The organism is Actinomycetota bacterium (assembly GCA_041658625.1).
Taxonomy (GTDB): Bacteria; Actinomycetota; JAHEXW01; order JAHEXW01; family JAHEXW01; genus JBAZZW01.
On sequence record JBAZZW010000002.1, the window covers coordinates 90,031 to 105,378 of the forward strand.

Genomic DNA, 15,348 nt, shown 5'->3' on the forward strand with positions numbered 1-15,348 from the left:
TTTGGCCTGCGGTAAGACGCTGGCCGAGAAGATCCTAAGCTCGGCCTCCGGCACCGACGCATACGCGGGCGACATAATCATCGCCGACGTGGACGTTGTCCTGGCGCAAGACGGCACCGGTCCTCTGGTTATTTCCCAGTGGGAGAAATTGGGCGTGGGCAAGGTCGCCAATCCTGAACGGACGATATTCTTTATCGATCACGCCGCCCCGTCGCCCCGGCGCGAGTTGTCCAACGCGCACATGATTATCCGGGAATTTGCTGCCAAAACCGGCGCCCGCTTGAGCGACGTCGCTTCCGGCATAAGCCATCAACGAGTGGCCGAGGATTATACCGAACCGGGTTTTGTCGTAGTCGGCGCGGATTCACACACTTGCACTTCGGGAGCCCTGGCCGCGTTCGCGACCGGTATGGGTTCGACCGATATAGCTGTCGCGCTAACGGCCGGCAAGATCTGGCTGCGCGTTCCGGAGACAATTAAAATCGAGGTCAACGGGGATATGCCGGCAGGCGTATACGCCAAAGACTTAATGCTCACCGTGATCGGGACAATCGGCGCGGACGGAGCCACCTATAAAGCTCTGGAATTCACCGGCGAAACGATTCGTAAAATGCCCATGACAGACCGGATGACCCTATCCAGTCTGGCCGTCGAGGCGGGCGCCAAAGCCGGCTTGATCGCGGCCGACGAGCAAACTAAAAAGTTTATGATGAGCAGAGGCCGGGCGGCCGGTTTTAGAGAGCTGGAGCCCGATAATGACGCCAATTATGAAGCGGTTGTAACTATTGACGCGTCCAAGCTCGTTCCGGTAGTTTCCGCGCCTCATACCGTGGACAACGTCATGACGGTGGAGAAGACCTCCAACACCATAATCAACCAGGCTTTTATAGGAACCTGCACCAACGGCCGTTTGGAGGACCTGCATATCGCCGCGGCTATAGTGAAGGGCAAGACGGTCGCGAGCGGTGTCAGGTTTCTGGTCGCTCCGGCGTCGAAGGACGTCTACCTGGCGGCTCTTAAAGACGGAACCATCGAGACTTTGGCGGCCGCGGGCGCGTTGATAATGAATCCCGGCTGCGGCGCGTGCGTCGGAGTTCACGAAGGCGTGTTGGGCGACAAAGAAGTCTGCCTGAGTTCGCAGAACAGGAATTTCAAGGGACGTTTGGGAAATCCCGACTCGTTCATCTATCTGGCCAGCCCGGCGACCGTCGCGGCCTCCGCGCTGACAGGCCATATTACGGACCCGAGAACCATTTAGCTCAGAGCAAAGAGCGTAGGGCGGAGAGCAAAGGGTTGCGAGTTGAAAAAGGAAAAACATGATACTCAAAGGTAAAGCGCATAAGTTTGGCGATGACATCAGCACGGATTTAATCACTCCGGGGCGGTATTTTCACTTAAGGACAAACCTTCCGGAACTGGCCAAACATACGCTGGAAGACGCGAATCCCGATTTCGTAAAAAACATGCGCCCAGGCGACTTCGTGGTGGCCGGCAACAACTTCGGTTTGGGATCCAGCCGTGAGCACGCGGCCATCGTTATCAAACTTAGCGGCGTGGGAGCGGTTTTGGCCAAGTCTTTTGCCCGCATCTTCTTCCGCAATTCGATCAACCAGGGCGTGCCGGCAATAATCTGCGACACAGATAGGATCAGCGCCGGAGACGAACTGGAGGTCGATGTAGAAAAAGGCGAAGTCAGAAACGTGACTACAGGTGAGACTATTCCGACGACGCCGTTGCCAAAGGCCATGCTCAACATCTTAAAGGACGGCGGCTTGGTCGAGCATTTTCGAAAGAATAAAGGATTCAACCTGTCATGATGCATAAGATTACATTAATTCCCGGCGATGGGATAGGACCGGAGATTACGACGGCGATGCGCCGCGTTGTGGAAGCGACCGGCATCGCAGTCGATTGGGAAGTTGTCGAAGCCGGCTCGGACGTTATCGAGAAATACGGCACGCCGCTGCCCGAGCAGGTGCTCGAATCGGTCAGAAGGAACGGTGTAGCCATCAAAGGACCGATCACAACCCCGATCGGTTCAGGGTTCCGCAGCGTCAACGTAGCCCTTCGCAAAGAACTAAACCTTTACGCGTGCCTTCGACCGGCCATATCGCTCAAGGGCGTCAAATCCAGGTATGACGATATCGACCTGGTCATCGTCAGGGAGAATACAGAGGATTTATACGCCGGAATCGAGAGGATGGTCGATAACGACACGGCGGAAAGCATCAAGCTGATTACCAGGGCCGCCTCTGAACGGATCGTTAGGTATGCTTTCGAATACGCGGTCCGCGAGGGCCGGAAGAAAGTCACGGTCGTCACCAAGGCAAATATCATGAAGTTCACGGATGGTTTGTTTCTGGACATCGCCCGCGCGGCCGCCCTGAATTATCCGTCCATAGAATTCGACGAACGCCTAATAGACAATATGTGCATGCAGCTCGTCATGAAGCCGCACGATTACGACGTACTTGTTACTGAGAACTTATACGGCGATATACTTTCCGACCTGTGCGCCGGGCTGATCGGCGGGTTGGGGATCGCGCCGGGCGCGAACATCGGGGACGGCGTCGCGGTTTTCGAACCTGTTCATGGCAGCGCTCCCAAATATGCGGGGCAAAACAAGGTCAATCCGACCGCGCAGATTCTGTCGGCCCAACTGATGTTGCGGCATATCGGCGAACCGGCCGCCGCCGACAAAGTTCTTAAGTCGACGGCAGCGGTCATCGCCGCCGGCCAAACTGTCACCTATGACCTGGGCGGCTCCGCCGGTACCTCAGAGATGGCCGATGCTATCATCGAAAGAATTACGCGAACGGGCTAGGCGGTCCCGGGACGGACTACTGCAGTGCTCGCTCTGCCCGCGACGGTGCGGGGTGAATCGTCTGGTCGGCGACAAGGGATTCTGTCACGCCGGCGCGGCTGCCAAAGTCGCCAGTTTTAACGTCCACCACGGAGAGGAGCCGCCGATCAGCGGCAGTCGGGGTTCGGGCACCATCTTCTTTAGCTATTGCACCATGCATTGCGTCTATTGTCAGAATTACCCCATTAGCCAGCTCGGCGAAGGCAACGATGTTTCCCCGGAGGAACTGGCCGACATGATGCTTAAACTCGAACAAAAGGGGTGTCACAACATAAACCTGGTGACGCCGACGCATTATGTGCCCCAGATTCTTGAGGCTTTGACGATAGCCGTTGAGCAGGAATTGAATTTGCCTCTCGTCTATAACACTTCGGGATACGATACCGTAGAGACGTTGAAGCTCTTAGAAGGCGTGGTTGATATCTATCTGTCGGATATTCGTTACGCGGATACGGCGCCCGCCCGCCTGTATTCCTCGGCCGCCGACTATCCACCGGTTAACCGGGACGCTCTTAAAGAAATGCACGGGCAGGTCGGGAATCTTGTTTTGGATGACGAAGGAATAGCCAAGCGCGGTTTGATAATCAGGCATCTTGTTCTGCCCGGTAATCTGGCGGGAACCGAGAGGGCCATGGAATTCATTGCCGAGGAGATATCTCGCGATGCCTATATCAGCTTGATGAGCCAGTACTTTCCGGCCTATAAAGCGGTCGGCAACCTGTTGCTGGACCGGCGCGTAACGACCGTCGAGTATGCCGCGGCGCAAGAAATCATGGAGACCTACGGCCTGGTAAACGGTTGGACTCAGGACTATTGAGATGCGTGAGACTTACTTTATAAAAGACGAGCTCGCCCACTTGAAACCAAGGAAGAACTGCGACCGTTTGGCTGAACTGTCGGCCTTGGTAAGGATGACGGGTTCGATTCATCTGAAGCGCGACGGGCTGGACCTTACTATGTCGTCGACTAATCCGGCTGTTGCCCGAAAAACGTTGCTGCTGTTGAAAAGCCTTTTCGATATCGATACCGGATTGGCGACCGAACCTCCTTCGGCCGGCCGGCCAAAACCGGTTTATGTCATCAACATGCCGGCGCAGGCGGGCCTTATCTACACCCTGAAAAAATCCCGGATACTCGACGAGGATTCGCGCTTGCTTCGCGGCGTGCCTTTCCAGATTCTAAAGGACAAGTGCTGTCAGGCGGCCTATATGAGGGGTGTATTTTTATCGGCCGGATCGCTTTCGTCCAGCGAACACGGATACCATTTGGAAATGGCCACGGCTAACGAGACGATGGCGGAAGACCTGCTGACTTTAGTCGAGGAACTCGGGTTTCCGGGGCGGCTGAACGAGCGCAAGAAGGATTTCGCGGTTTATCTTACCGATGCCGGCAGTGTTGTTGATTTTCTAGCCTTGATAGGCGCCCATGCGGGCGTGCTGGAGCTGGAAAACTTGCGCATATTAAGAGCGCTAAAGAGCGAGGTAAACAGGGTCGTGAACGCCGAGGCCGCCAATTTGAAAAAAACCGTCACCGCGGGCGTATCACAAATCAGCGATATTAAATCCATAGATAAAAGAATCGGCCTGGACAAACTGCCAGCCGCCCTCGGGGACGTCGCGCGGGCGCGGCTGAAGCACCCTTCAGCGACGATTGCCGAACTTGGTCACACGTTCCAGCCGCCTTTGAGTAAATCGGCCGTCAACCATCGCCTACGCCGTCTGCATGAGATCGCCGCCAGGATGTAACGGTAATTGCTAGACGTGAGGCGTTTAATGTATAATTCACCTTGTCTTTTATGGAAATTTCCGTCGAATGAGGAGGCAGTCAGATGGCAATTAGAGTCGGAATAAACGGATTCGGCAGGATCGGCAGACTAGTAACCCGAGCCGTGATAAACGATCCGAATGTCGAGATCGTCGCGGTAAACGACCTGACGGATGCCAAGACAATGGCGCATCTTCTGAAGTATGATTCCGTCCACGGCGTTCTGCCGGATGACATCAAGTCCACGGACGATAGCATCATCGTTAACGGCAAGGCCATCAAAGCCAGCAAGGAAATGGATCCGGCCAACCTGCCCTGGGGAGATCTGGGCGTCAATGTCGTCATCGAGTCGACGGGTAAGTTCCGCGACCGTGAGGGCGCGGGCAAGCACCTTTCCGCCGGAGCCAAAAAGGTAATCATCTCGGCGCCCGGCAAAGAGCCGGACGTTACGCTTGTTTTGGGTGTAAACGAGGACGTTTACGACAAAGCGAAGCACAACATCATCAGTAACGCCTCCTGCACGACTAACTGTTTGGCGCCCGTGACCAAGGTCCTTGTCGATAACTTTGGTTTGAGGAGGGGCTTCATGACAACGTGCCACGCCTATACGGGCGACCAGAAGGTGCTCGACTTTCCGCATAAAGACTTGAGACGGGCCCGCGCGGCGGCTATGAGTATCATTCCGACCAGCACCGGCGCGGCCAAAGCCATCGGCGAGGTCATCCCGTCACTTAAGGGCAAGCTGGATGGCTTCGCGCTCAGGGTTCCGACGCCCGACGGCTCGGTCGTTGACCTGGTTGCCGAGCTGGACAGAGAGGTCACTAAGGAAGAAGTCAACGCGGCCATGAAAGCGGCTGCGGCTACCGATCGTATGCAGGGCATCCTGAAATATACCGAAGACCCGATTGTCAGCATCGACGTCGTCCGTGACCCATATTCATCGGTGTTTGACGCGTTGTCGACAATGACCATGGGCAACCTCGTTAAAGTATTATCCTGGTACGACAACGAGTGGGGCTACAGCAACCGCCTGGTCGACTTAATAAAATTTGTGTAGCAAATACAGAGAGCTTAGAGCAGAGAGCCCCAGCGGCAATGTGCGATCTTGCTCTGAGCTCTTGGCGCTAAGCTCTTAGCTGATTGGGAGGTAGATTTGGACAAGAAGACGGTTCGCGACATCGACGTCGCCGGAAAGAAGGTCCTCGTCCGAGTCGATTTCAACGTTCCACTGAACGAACGGCAGGAGATTCAGGACAATAGCCGCATCAAGGCTGCCCTGCCGACCATCAACTATCTCCTTGAAAACAAGGCCAAGGTAATCCTGGTTTCTCATCTCGGGCGGCCTAAAGGTAAGATTGTCCCGGAAATGCGAATGGACCCCGTGGCCAAAGAGCTGGCCAGACTTCTGGGCAAGAAAGTCATCAAGCTTGACGAAGCGATTAATGGGGACGTGGACAAAGCCGTCTCCAAACTAAACGATGACGAGCTCATTCTGTTGGAGAACATCAGGTTTTACCCGGAAGAGACGGAGGACGACCCCGAGTTTTCCAAGAAGCTGGCGGCTTGCGCGGACCTCTTCGTAAACGACGCCTTTGGCACTGCGCACAGAGCTCACGCTTCGACCGTGGGCGTTACCGAATATCTTCCGGCCGTCGCCGGATTCCTGTTGGAAAAGGAAGTCGATGCCCTAAACAGCCTGATCAAGAATCCTACGAAACCGTTTATCGCGGTTTTGGGCGGCAACAAGATCGGAGACAAACTAGGCGTTATTAACAGTTTCCTTGAACTATGCGACGGCCTGATGATCGGCGGGGGTATGTGTTTTACGTTTCTTAAGGCGCAGGGACTGAATATCGGCGATTCGCTCCTGGACGGCGAACAGTTCGACGCGGCTAAGAATATTTTGGCCCAGACGGAACAAGAAGGGATTCCGCTTTACCTGCCGGAAGACTTCGTGATAGCCGACTCGTTTGCCGAGAACGCGGCGACCAAGACTGTCGCCGCTGAAGAAATACCGGACGGTTGGATGGGTCTGGATATCGGGCCGCGGACGATAGAGCTCTACAAAGAGGTCTTGGAAGAAGCCAAGACCATATTTTGGAACGGACCGATGGGCGTGTTCGAGTGGCCGGCCTTCGCCGACGGAACAAAAGGCATCGCCGAAGCCTTAGCGGAATCGTCGGCGCTGACCATCGTCGGCGGAGGAGACTCCGATTCGGCGCTTAAGAAATTCGGCGTGGAAGATAAAATCGATCATGTTTCGACAGGCGGAGGGGCCAGCATGAAAGTTCTGGAAGGCAAGCCGCTGCCGGCTGTCGACACCCTGCTGGATAAATGATAGAAGTTGGTGGTTAGTCGTTAGCAAGTTCTTCCAACTACTAATTACCAACAACTAACTACTAAACGGGAGATCATATGCGTAAACCTGTTATCGCCGGTAACTGGAAAATGAATAAGACCGCCGCCCAAGCCGTTTTTATCCTGCAAGAGCTGGAAAACCTGGTCGAAGACGCCGTCGGCGTCGAAATCGTCGTAGCGCCGCCGTTTATCGCGCTCCGCAGCCTGGAAGTTGTGATAGAACAAGACAAACCCAACATCCATCTGGCCGCCCAAAACATGCACTGGGAAGAAGAGGGCGCCTATACCGGAGAGATTTCACCGTTGATGCTGCTCGATGTCGGTGTTAAGTATGTGATTATCGGTCATTCCGAACGCCGGCAATTGTTCGGTGAGACGGATGAGAATGTGAACCGTAAGGTTAAATCGGCTCTGGCCCACGATCTGATTCCCATTATGTGTTGTGGGGAAACGCTCGATGAACGAGAGAGCGGACGGACGGAATCGGTGATCGAGCGCCAGGTTCGAGCCGGTTTGCAGGATCTTAGTGCCAGCGAGGTCGCCGGCCTTATCGTCGCCTACGAGCCGATTTGGGCTATCGGAACAGGCAAGACGGCAACGCCCGAGCAAGCCAACGAAACCGTTGCTTTCGTCCGCGGCGTCATCAAGGATATGACCGGCGAGACGGTTTCCGAGGAGGTTCGCATCCTGTACGGCGGTAGCGTTAAACCCGACAACATCGACTCGCTGATGGCTATGTCGGATATTGATGGCGCTCTCGTGGGGGGTGCTTGCCTCGAACCGGCCAGCTTCGCCAGAATCGTCAAATTCAACGGTTAGGCCAAAGCCTCTCTGTTTAATCATCATGGACGGCTGGGCGGACGGCCCGGCTTCTCCCGGCAACGCTATCTCACTGGCAAAAACCCCGAACTTTGACGTTTTTCTTAACCGTTACCCGCATACCGAATTGGGAGCCTCCGGAACCGACGTCGGTTTACCGGCGGGGCAGATGGGCAATTCCGAGGTCGGGCATCTGAATATTGGCGCTGGCCGCGTCGTCTACCAGGATCTGACCAGGATTACCAAGGCAATAGAGGACGGTAGCTTCTTCAATAATCCTGTTCTTAAACAAGCGATGGCGGAGGGGGCCAAGACAGGGCGGCGGCTGCACCTGATGGGGTTGTTGTCCGACGGCGGCGTGCATAGCCACGAGAAGCATCTCTACGCACTGGTCGAAATGGCAAAACGTTCCGGCTTGAGCGAGGTCTATATTCATGCCTTTCTGGACGGACGCGATGTTCCGCCGGATAGCGGTCTCGGATATGTAGAAAAACTGGAAAAGAAGCTTAAGGAAATAGGACTTGGACGTGTATCTACCGTCTCGGGTCGTTACTATGCGATGGATCGCGATAAGCGTTGGGAGCGAACGAAGCTCGCTTGGGACGCGATTGTAAGAGGCCTTGGCGAAACCGCGCCGTCCGGGTTAGAAGCGGTCCGCAACAGCTATGACGCGGATGTTTACGACGAGTTCGTCAAGCCTACCGTTGTCGTTGACGATCTCTTCGACGAAGGCCGGCCGATAGTCCGCGACGGCGACGCGGTCGTTTTCTTCAACTTCAGACCGGACAGGGGAAGGCAACTCACCAGGGCTTTTGTGATGCCTGACTTTGACGGTTTCGACCGGGGACCCAAACCGCCGGCGACGTATTTCGCGACCATGACGGAGTATGACGCGACGTTCCCCGGCCCGATTGCGTTCCCGACGACGGAGATAAAGAACACCATAGCGGAGATTCTGTCCGCCCAGGGTCTAAAACAACTTCACATCGCGGAAACAGAGAAATACGCCCATGTCACATTCTTCTTTAATGGCGGGGTGGAGGCGCCGGAGTCCGGAGAGGACCGGATACTGGTGCCGTCGCCAAAAGTCGCGACCTATGACCTAAAACCCGAGATGAGCGCTTATGAAGTTACCGATAAGGTGATTGAGGAGATTGACAGGGACGAATATGACGTAATCATAATGAATTACGCCAATGCCGACATGGTCGGACATACGGCGGTGAAGCAGGCTGTCATCAAAGCTGTTGAGACTATTGACAAATGTTTGGGCCGGGTGGTGACGGCAATCGAGGCGCAAGGCGGGGTGACAATAATAACCGCCGACCACGGCAATGCTGACAAAATCGCGGAGACGGACACAGGTTTGCCGGTCACCGCGCATACCAACAACCCCGTGCCTTTCATCCTGATCTCCGATCGGTCCTACCGGCTGCGAGATGGTGGCGTTCTGGCCGACATCGCGCCGACCATCCTCGATCTGCTCGGTCTTAAGCCGCCGGCCGAGATGACGGGGAAGTCGCTCATATGCTAAACTGAATCCTGTTCAATCAGCTTGTTTTCCGGAGGAGTTTTTAGTGAAAGTCGCTGTCACGGTCGTCCATATTACGGTTAGCCTGGGCCTGATTTTCTTTATCCTGCTGCATAGCGGGAAAAGCGGAGGCCTGTCTGATATGTTCGGAGGAGGAGCCTCGTCTACCTTCTCCAGCACCAGCATCATCCAGAAGAATCTGGACAGAATCACTATCGCGCTGGCCTTAACCTTCGCGGTCACAACTGTTCTTCTTATCAGGCTATAAAGCCTCTACGCTCTGAGCTCTTTGCTCTGGGCTCCTTCTAATGTCGGCGTGGCGGAATTGGCAGACGCGCTAGGTTGAGGGCCTAGTGCCCGGCAACGGGCTTGGGGGTTCAAGTCCCCCCGCCGACACCAATATAGACGAGCATGCTGCTCGCGGCCCACCAGCGTTTCCTCGCCTCTGGCCTTGTTCTTGATCCACCATGCACGAGAATTAGACGGTAAAGTGAGCATCGTGTCAGTTCCTGCGGCGGATTTGCGGGGCGCCCCAGGATGACTCATTCCTGTATGCTCTCCGCTCGATTCGCGGAATGTTCGCATGCTCGCATTTAATGAGCCTAAGACATCTTGGGTGTAGGTTAGCCCCATACTTGTGTTTTGGAGGTGTTTGTTTAGATGAAATTGCTGTTTCTTGATTCATCTGACCCAAAAGGATGTCGTTATAGTATCACAGCCGGTATCTGCGTTGATGCGCTAGATCTTGTTAAAGTGTTTAGAAACTTCAGAAAGGTTAAGAGTGCTTTTGCAGCGGGGCCACCAATCCTTGAAATTAAGTGGTCAGCTCAGGGTGTGTTTGTCGACGGTACGAGAATAGCGACGTTGACCGCCGGTCAGCACGGCAACTTCCGTGAGCAAGTTACGGAATTCTTGGTTCAACCCGATATCCTCCTTTTTGCTGACTTGCTAGAGGGCCTCCAACTTGCAGATTGTGTTGCAGGAATAATTAATTTTAAAGTAAATAGGGATGATGACGATTTCTTTAAACAAATTGAAGGCGGTTTTCACAAGTCAACAAAAGGAAAAGTCGAAAGTTATGGAGTTAGCTGTATTCCCTCTTCGACGATAACAACCATAGGAAACTGGTAATTTCTTTTGGAAAGGCGAGACCCTCAAGCTTTGCAATTATAAGATGAGAGAGCTAGAATTCAAATACAGAGAACATGTGTTCATGAAACACTAGTAGATGACGATGTATATGAAAGGAGGGCTATTATGACTTATAAAGAGAAGAAGCTTGCCGCGGAACTTGGCAAGTGTGCTGGAAAATGGGTAGCCCTTGACGATCATAAACTAATAGCATGCGGCGATAGCATACAAGAAGTGAAGAAGAAAGCAAAAGAGAAGAACGTTGCGAAACCGCGAATATTTGCAGTCCCTGATTCAGAAGCTACGCAGTTCTTTTTCTAATGCTGGTCGACTATCAGCCAGTTGCATATCCCTACGCTGGAACCAAATACTTTCCTTTGGTCGATGTAGAGTTGAGGATTCCGTTTCATCCGCCAACACCGACTGTTGCTTTAGTAGATTCAGGCGCTGACAAATCACTCTTTAACCTAGAGATTCTTCTTGATTTAGGAGTCTCAATTGCGCCAATGCCAAAAGTACAATGCGGAGGTGTGGGTGGTGTTGTACAGGGCGTTGAGTATCCCGTTGAAGCATATATTTGCGGTCATAAAGTGAAGTTGAAAACGATATGGACGCCGGCAGGTAAAGGTAAGCAGTTTAATCTTCTAGGGAGAGATGACTTCTTTAAGTTTTTCAAAGTGACATTCTATCACCCAAAGCGCCAAATGGATATTTCGCCCCATAATAAAAAGTAGGCCAGGCCTCCAGGGTTTTATTACTCTCCTTATCCCTTTCTTTTTCTAGGTGGACCGGTTAAGGCTACCTAGCTCCGGAGTAGGTGCGGATTTCTTCGAGGTCGTCCGGGGTTGTTAGGAGCTTGTGGCTGATGATGGCGTCGTCTCCTAAAACGCGTTTCAGGACTTTATTGACGCGCGCAATAACGGCATCGGCGTTCTTGCCGGCCGTCTGGTCGAGCAGAACCGCGAAGGAATCTTCCGTCGTCCGGCTGGCTTCGTCGCTGGGACGAATAGACTCCTTCAGCTCATCGCCGATGGCCGTTAAAGCGGCTTGTCTGGCGGTTTTAGAGAGCTTGGCCAGGTCGGCAGGGCTGAAATTGAAAATCAGAAGGCTGAAGGGAGAATCGTACCGCTCAAAGACCTCAATGTTGGAGCCGACCAGTTTGAAGAAATACTCCTTTGTGAAGAGACCGGTCTCATGATCCAGAAGATCCGCATGGGAGATGTCATCCAATGTTTTTTTGACGCGGGCGCAGAGCTCGCCGCCCGCCAATCCGGTAAACCCGTACAACGTTATCCGCAATATGGCTGCCGGCCAGACATAGGCGGCCTCCGTTTTTGGCCCGATAGTCAGCAGCGCTCCGAGGTAGATAATGCTCGCGGCCAGCGCCGCCCAACCTCCGCCTTTTTGGAAGTAAAGGACGGCAAAAACAAGAACGAGAACAAAAAGGGCTTGACCCATGGCTTCGACAGGATCGGCATAGCCAAGATAGATAAGAAGGGTGGTTCCTAAAGTTAGCCCTAATCCGAAAACCAGCGCCAGGTTGCGGAAGTAACTGTACGTCATGGCCGGGCTCAAGCCTCAGTCGCTAGTCTAGCCGCCATTTGGTCAAAGCCGTCTTTATCCGCGGGCAGACTTAGAATCTCAAAGTCTACGCTGTTATCGTAGCCGACGCGGCTGGTGGTAATGGAGGCCAGACGTTTGGCCACGACCTCCGCGCCCTGTCGCGGCGTAAAGGGCAAGATGACGCCGAAGGTGTTCCTGTCGATCCGGCCGACCTCATCAACCAGCCGGACGTTGCCGACCAGCCCGTCGGCGATATATTTCATGCCGGGTGTTTTCGTCTCTTCCATATAAGCGATCATGGAGTCGGGGTCGAGTTTGATGACCAGAATGGATGAAATAGTGTTGTAGCGCTCGAATTTCTTGGCCTCCAGGTTAACCAGGTTTCCAAAGTATACGCTGTTGAAAATCTTGGTTTCGCGATCGACGAATTCCTGTCTGCCGGCTTCGATCATAAACTGCTTTATGCGGAAGAAAATCTCGCCGCCCAAAGCTCCGGCCACTAGATATATAGCTGCCCTGACAACGATTAGCGGGCCGACAACCTCAAGACCTTTGGACCAGCCCATGGAGAGAAAAATCGGGAAATGAAACGAGAGATAGATGGCTGTAGACAGGATGGCGGTTATGATTCCGCCGCGTTTGCCATACCATAGCGCTCCGAACAAGATTAAGAAGAACAGAAGCTGGCCGACTATCTCCTGAAGGTTGCGTGTACTGACCGCAACTAAAGCCGTGCTAATCAGGATAAGTAGGATGCCGAAGAACGCCATCGTACGTTGAAATCCCTTATACTCCATAGAGGCCACTCCTCGCTGCTATAGGGTCCTTTTCTTCCATACAAATGCTGGCATTTCAACCCAGAATTGTCAACTCTCGTTGTTACGACCTATGTAGGCTAATATATTATGTGACAGCAAGGGGTTGATATGAGAATCGGACTGGACGCCAGGGATGCACTGCGACGCGAAAGCGGAATCTCTACGCTTACAATGTTTCTATGCCGCGCTCTAGCCGAAATCGAGAGCGGGGACGATTTCTTTCAGTACCTGGATGTTTTTGAAGGAGACGGCCCGTCAAATCCCGGCCTTGTTACGGGCGGTGGATTTCATACAAGGGTTCTGCCTGGAAGCAGGCAAGTCTGGAAGCAGATTCGTCTCCCGGCGGCGCTTCGCCGCGACCGTATCGACGTGTTCCACTCAATGACGTCGACCATCCCGTTTGTCCGCCCCTGCCCGACAGCTGTAACGGTCTGCGATCTATTCTTCGAAGCGCATCCTGAATTCGCGCCGTCAGGTGACAGGTTCAAGATGAGGCGGTTGTATAAATACGCGGCGAGAAATGCCGACCGCATCATCGCCATCTCTAAAACTACTAAGCAAGACCTGATTAAATTCTACGGCGTCAACGAGGACAAAATTTCCGTCATTTACCCAGCCCCCAACCCGTTCTACCGGATTTTGAACCAGGCTGAAGACGCTGAAAAAAGCAAAGCTGTCATGTTGTCGCATAGTCTGGAGCCACCGTTTTTGTTACACGTCGGCGGAATGACCAAGAACCGCAACATTGCCGGCATGCTTGATGCTGTCTCACTGTTAAAGAAGACCGGAATTCGGCCAAAGCTAGTCCTGATCGGTAGGTCATTTTGGGGATTCGATCTTAAGGCCGAACTAGCCAAGCGCTTATTGTGCGACGAAGTAATAGAGATCAAGTACGCGCCCGGCGACGATTTGCGCATCCTTTATAATCAGGCGACCGCTTTACTTCTCCCGTCGCTCTACGAAGGATTCGGCCTACCTATTCTGGAAGCCATGGCTTGCGGGACACCGGTCATTACCTCCAACTTGAGCGCCATGCCGGAGGCCGCAGGCGACGCGGCTTTACTCGTCGATCCTCTCGATCCGAGCGCGATTGCGGCGGCGATAGAGCAAATCATGGGGGACAAAACGCTCCGCGATACATTGATTTCAAAGGGGCTGAAGCAAGTCGAGCGTTTTACCTGGCCGGCCAACGCAGCCCAAACATTAGAGGTCTATCACTCACTGGCGAATGTCTGACCAGGTCTGCTAAACTGATAGATACTCAGGGGCCCATAGCTCAGTTCCAGCCAACGCTGGACGGGCTGGTCCGCCTCTGGCGGAGGTTAGAGCAACCATAAGCCATTATGTATACGTACTTAAAAGTAGAAAGAATGGAAAGCACTATGTAGGGGAGACCGCGGATCTAGCGAGAAGACTCAAGGAGCATCGCTTAGAAACGACGAAGTCGCTCCGAGGTCACGGACCCTTCGACATTGTATTCTTTGAGACGTATCAGAATCGAAAAGACGCTAGGAAAAGAGAAACATACTTTAAGACAGGCCAGGGTCGAAGACTAAGAGGGGAACTGATTGATAAGTTCCCAAGAGAGAGTCTGAGAATTTGGCAAGAATATTTGGGTCCATAGCCCAGTTCCAGCCAGCGTTTCTATAGGCTGGTCCGCCTCAAGCGGAGGTTAGAGCAGCAGGCCAAAAACTGAATACGGGCCCATAGCTCAGTTGGTTAGAGCAGCGGACTCATAATCCGCGTGTCGCAGGTTCGAGTCCTGCTGGGCCCACCAGCCTACGCGGTTGGACTCCGGCCTGAAGGCCTCCGTCCTTAAGGGCGCTACGGCCGGCAGGCCACTAAAGTAAAAGAAGCGTAGGCTGCCCGTCGTAGCTCAATGGCGGAGCGTAAGCGACACCAGGCATAGCGAAGTCGGGCTTAACGAATATTTCGGAGGAGATTTGGCGGAAGAAAAGCATCCTATGGATATGGAGCCGGATAACGGTCACGGCCAGGCCCACAAAAGTTTTATGAACTTCCTCATTGCAGTAGTGTTTATCGTTGTCTTTTCGATCGGGTCCGTTTACGGCCTTTATCAGCTCGCCAATTATTTTCCAGAGAAAGTTCCCTGGAGCTCAGGCCAGAAACTCTCCGGAAAGAGTCTGCCTCAGGATATCCCGTTATATAACGGCGCGGTTTTGGCCGAGAGCGAGGCTAACGGAGGCCGCGTGACTTTCAAATACATGTTGCCTCTTGGCGCGCAATCGACGGCCAGGAACTTCTACGAAACGGAGATGGCCAAGAACGATTGGCGCAGGTTGGCGTCGAACAAGGATTTTATGGAGTTCTACAAGAAAGATGGTAAAAGGCGCGTCGTAATTAGAGTAACTTACACGAATGGTAAGACCTCATTGTATTTTGAGATTACCGGCAACAACAACGGAAGCAATTAATTCCAGGAAATCACCAAGAGTTATTGTCTAACTATGTAATCTTTGCTACAATGTTTTCTTTATCAA

18 protein-coding genes and 2 tRNA genes are annotated in these 15,348 nt (G+C 53.3%); 18 read left to right on the forward strand and 2 right to left on the reverse strand.

The features are described from left to right. The first annotated feature begins 1 nt into the window (after position 1). From WC891_05325 to WC891_05390, 14 genes are all read left to right on the forward strand, one after another. Positions 2-1,258: a 3-isopropylmalate dehydratase large subunit gene (locus WC891_05325; GenBank protein MFA5867368.1), complete on the forward strand. Its 1,257-nt coding sequence runs from the start codon at positions 2-4 to the stop codon at positions 1,256-1,258. A gap of 58 nt (positions 1,259-1,316) precedes the next feature. After that, complete coding sequence (locus tag WC891_05330; GenBank protein ID MFA5867369.1) at positions 1,317-1,817, forward strand: 3-isopropylmalate dehydratase small subunit; 501 nt, start codon at positions 1,317-1,319, stop codon at positions 1,815-1,817. After that, positions 1,814-2,824 (forward strand): isocitrate/isopropylmalate dehydrogenase family protein, encoded by a 1,011-nt coding sequence (locus WC891_05335; GenBank protein ID MFA5867370.1) that lies wholly within the window; start codon positions 1,814-1,816, stop codon positions 2,822-2,824. Before WC891_05330 ends, WC891_05335 begins: the two co-directional genes overlap by 4 nt. 52 nt (positions 2,825-2,876) lie before the next feature. Beyond that, complete coding sequence (locus WC891_05340; protein MFA5867371.1) at positions 2,877-3,680, forward strand: radical SAM protein; 804 nt, start codon at positions 2,877-2,879, stop codon at positions 3,678-3,680. Between the two features lies 1 nt (position 3,681). Next, the gene (gene whiA, locus WC891_05345; protein MFA5867372.1) at positions 3,682-4,608 is read left to right on the forward strand and encodes a DNA-binding protein WhiA; all 927 of its coding nucleotides are present in this window, start codon (positions 3,682-3,684) and stop codon (positions 4,606-4,608) included. 83 nt (positions 4,609-4,691) lie between these two features. Further along, positions 4,692-5,684 (forward strand): type I glyceraldehyde-3-phosphate dehydrogenase, encoded by a 993-nt coding sequence (gene gap, locus WC891_05350; protein MFA5867373.1) that lies wholly within the window; start codon positions 4,692-4,694, stop codon positions 5,682-5,684. A gap of 96 nt (positions 5,685-5,780) precedes the next feature. After that, the gene (locus WC891_05355) at positions 5,781-6,965 is read left to right on the forward strand and encodes a phosphoglycerate kinase (protein ID MFA5867374.1); all 1,185 of its coding nucleotides are present in this window, start codon (positions 5,781-5,783) and stop codon (positions 6,963-6,965) included. Positions 6,966-7,042: 77 nt separating this feature from the next. Further along, the gene (gene tpiA / locus WC891_05360; protein ID MFA5867375.1) at positions 7,043-7,804 is read left to right on the forward strand and encodes a triose-phosphate isomerase; all 762 of its coding nucleotides are present in this window, start codon (positions 7,043-7,045) and stop codon (positions 7,802-7,804) included. After that, a complete protein-coding gene (gene gpmI / locus WC891_05365; protein MFA5867376.1) occupies positions 7,734-9,338 on the forward strand; it encodes a 2,3-bisphosphoglycerate-independent phosphoglycerate mutase in 1,605 nt (534 codons plus the stop codon). Before tpiA ends, gpmI begins: the two co-directional genes overlap by 71 nt. A gap of 43 nt (positions 9,339-9,381) precedes the next feature. Then, positions 9,382-9,603 carry a preprotein translocase subunit SecG gene (secG, locus tag WC891_05370; protein MFA5867377.1) on the forward strand — a complete coding sequence of 74 codons (222 nt, stop codon included), beginning with the start codon at positions 9,382-9,384 and terminating at the stop codon, positions 9,601-9,603. A gap of 42 nt (positions 9,604-9,645) precedes the next feature. Then, a tRNA-Leu gene (locus WC891_05375) sits at positions 9,646-9,734 on the forward strand. 261 nt (positions 9,735-9,995) lie between these two features. Next, positions 9,996-10,466 carry a hypothetical protein gene (locus WC891_05380; protein ID MFA5867378.1) on the forward strand — a complete coding sequence of 157 codons (471 nt, stop codon included), beginning with the start codon at positions 9,996-9,998 and terminating at the stop codon, positions 10,464-10,466. 126 nt (positions 10,467-10,592) lie between these two features. After that, positions 10,593-10,787, forward strand: a complete 195-nt coding sequence (locus tag WC891_05385; GenBank protein ID MFA5867379.1) for a DUF5678 domain-containing protein — start codon at positions 10,593-10,595, stop codon at positions 10,785-10,787. Positions 10,788-10,843: 56 nt separating this feature from the next. Continuing rightward, positions 10,844-11,200, forward strand: a complete 357-nt coding sequence (locus WC891_05390) for a hypothetical protein (protein ID MFA5867380.1) — start codon at positions 10,844-10,846, stop codon at positions 11,198-11,200. A gap of 64 nt (positions 11,201-11,264) precedes the next feature. Here the strand turns inward: WC891_05390 and WC891_05395 are convergent, their stop codons facing one another. After that, the gene (locus tag WC891_05395; protein ID MFA5867381.1) at positions 11,265-12,029 is read right to left on the reverse strand and encodes a diguanylate cyclase; all 765 of its coding nucleotides are present in this window, start codon (positions 12,027-12,029) and stop codon (positions 11,265-11,267) included. Between the two features lie 8 nt (positions 12,030-12,037). After that, on the reverse strand, positions 12,038-12,826 hold the full coding sequence (locus tag WC891_05400; protein MFA5867382.1) for a hypothetical protein: 789 nt from the start codon (positions 12,824-12,826) through the stop codon (positions 12,038-12,040). A 129-nt stretch (positions 12,827-12,955) separates the two neighbouring features. Here WC891_05400 and WC891_05405 point away from each other — a divergent pair, with 129 nt between their 5' ends. The 4 genes from WC891_05405 (at position 12,956) to WC891_05420 (ending at position 15,282) form a co-directional block, all read left to right on the forward strand. Continuing rightward, positions 12,956-14,083, forward strand: coding sequence for a glycosyltransferase family 1 protein (locus WC891_05405; protein MFA5867383.1), 1,128 nt, complete (start codon positions 12,956-12,958; stop codon positions 14,081-14,083). Between the two features lie 97 nt (positions 14,084-14,180). After that, positions 14,181-14,471 carry a GIY-YIG nuclease family protein gene (locus WC891_05410; protein MFA5867384.1) on the forward strand — a complete coding sequence of 97 codons (291 nt, stop codon included), beginning with the start codon at positions 14,181-14,183 and terminating at the stop codon, positions 14,469-14,471. A gap of 76 nt (positions 14,472-14,547) precedes the next feature. Next, a tRNA-Ile gene (locus WC891_05415) sits at positions 14,548-14,624 on the forward strand. A 166-nt stretch (positions 14,625-14,790) separates the two neighbouring features. Further along, complete coding sequence (locus tag WC891_05420) at positions 14,791-15,282, forward strand: hypothetical protein (GenBank protein ID MFA5867385.1); 492 nt, start codon at positions 14,791-14,793, stop codon at positions 15,280-15,282. Positions 15,283-15,348 lie beyond the last annotated feature (66 nt).

Coding starts and splice junctions, on each gene's coding strand:
- WC891_05330 (MFA5867369.1), top strand. CDS start 1,317: ATGATACTCAAAGGTAAAGCGCATAAGTTTGGCGATGACATCAGCACG.
- WC891_05335 (MFA5867370.1), top strand. CDS start 1,814: ATGATGCATAAGATTACATTAATTCCCGGCGATGGGATAGGACCGGAG.
- whiA (MFA5867372.1), top strand. CDS start 3,682: ATGCGTGAGACTTACTTTATAAAAGACGAGCTCGCCCACTTGAAACCA.
- gap (MFA5867373.1), top strand. CDS start 4,692: ATGGCAATTAGAGTCGGAATAAACGGATTCGGCAGGATCGGCAGACTA.
- tpiA (MFA5867375.1), top strand. CDS start 7,043: ATGCGTAAACCTGTTATCGCCGGTAACTGGAAAATGAATAAGACCGCC.
- gpmI (MFA5867376.1), top strand. CDS start 7,734: ATGGCGCTCTCGTGGGGGGTGCTTGCCTCGAACCGGCCAGCTTCGCCA.
- WC891_05380 (MFA5867378.1), top strand. CDS start 9,996: ATGAAATTGCTGTTTCTTGATTCATCTGACCCAAAAGGATGTCGTTAT.
- WC891_05385 (MFA5867379.1), top strand. CDS start 10,593: ATGACTTATAAAGAGAAGAAGCTTGCCGCGGAACTTGGCAAGTGTGCT.
- WC891_05395 (MFA5867381.1), bottom strand. CDS start 12,029: ATGACGTACAGTTACTTCCGCAACCTGGCGCTGGTTTTCGGATTAGGG.
- WC891_05400 (MFA5867382.1), bottom strand. CDS start 12,826: ATGGAGTATAAGGGATTTCAACGTACGATGGCGTTCTTCGGCATCCTA.
- WC891_05405 (MFA5867383.1), top strand. CDS start 12,956: ATGAGAATCGGACTGGACGCCAGGGATGCACTGCGACGCGAAAGCGGA.